General features: G+C 43.8%; 1 pseudogene. It reads right to left on the bottom strand.

What is annotated here, in order from left to right:
• Window positions 1-218 precede the first annotated feature (218 nt).
• A pseudogene (locus V5298_RS20675) lies at window positions 219-1,169 on the bottom strand (NAD-glutamate dehydrogenase); the annotation flags it as partial.

Below are 1,169 nucleotides of genomic sequence, written 5' to 3'. Positions count from 1 at the left end.
GGTAATACCGGCCACTTTAACCGGTTTTGACACCGTTTCATGACTGTACATACGATGTAACGGCGTGTGCTGGGTACGATGCAGCCATTTTATGGCAAAATCGTGGCTTTTTTCCGGATCACATTTTAACAGCAGTTTTTGGGCAATGGATTGCATGGTAAATCTCTATGAAAAAGCCCTGTCAAAACAGGGCTTCGTCGTTTTTGAATATGCGTATTCTAATGGCTAGACTTGGCGCTTAAAAGCATCAATTCACGTAAAGCCACAGAAAATTTGGCAAATTCATGCATTGAGCTGGTTTTAAACTCCGACATCATATGATACCAACGTTTCAATAATGTCTGGTTGTTGTCCATCCATGTGCTTAAGATCTCATCGGCATCATCACTGTCTGGGCGTGATTGCAGCAAATTAAGAGTAATTACCCGTTGCTGCCAGTCAAGCTCTTCCCGATAGGAAGCTCGAGCCAATGCTTGCCAATGGTTAGTCACGCTTTGATTAGTGATTTGCTCAAGGAACCAATGTAACTCAAGCTTAGAGCCTAGTTGGAAATACAACTTAGCGATCACCGAGGTATCATGCTTATCAATTTCGTTAATTTGGGCCAGATCCAAACTGGAGAACAGATTAGAGAAACTGGCGAGCTGATAGGCAATGTCTTCAGGTACCCCTTGTTCCACTAAACGTTGGGTCTGGGCTTCTAACGCCTCATATTCTTCCTCAACCAAATAATCTTTTAAATTGTTGGCCAGATTTTCAAATGTATTTCGGTATGCTTCTATTGCCGAATGTATCCCTAAGGATTTATTGCCATGGCGAATATACCAACGGGCGGTGCGGCGCATCACGCGGCGAGTACTTTCCAGTATTTCCAGTTGTAAATCGGCAGCAATGACATTATCCAGTGCTTCCACCCGTTTCCATAGGGACTCGATATTGAATATCCCTTTTACCACGGCATAAGCGTCAGCGATTTCATCGAGGGTTGCGCCGGTTTCTTCCTGCATACGAAAGACAAAATTCAGCCCCATATCATTGACAATATTATTGGTCAGTTTTGTGGCGATAATTTCTGCCCGTAGCGGGTGTTGTTCCATTTCTTCACCAAACCGATCCCGTAATACTGGCGGGAAAGCATTTACCAACAGTTTACCGTGATAAGGGTTTTC

Source organism: Alteromonas sp. 14N.309.X.WAT.G.H12 (assembly GCF_036697315.1).
Lineage (GTDB): Bacteria > Pseudomonadota > Gammaproteobacteria > Enterobacterales > Alteromonadaceae > Alteromonas.
The sequence above is the reverse complement of the archived record's forward strand: the minus strand, read 5'-3'. Positions and strand labels throughout refer to the sequence as shown.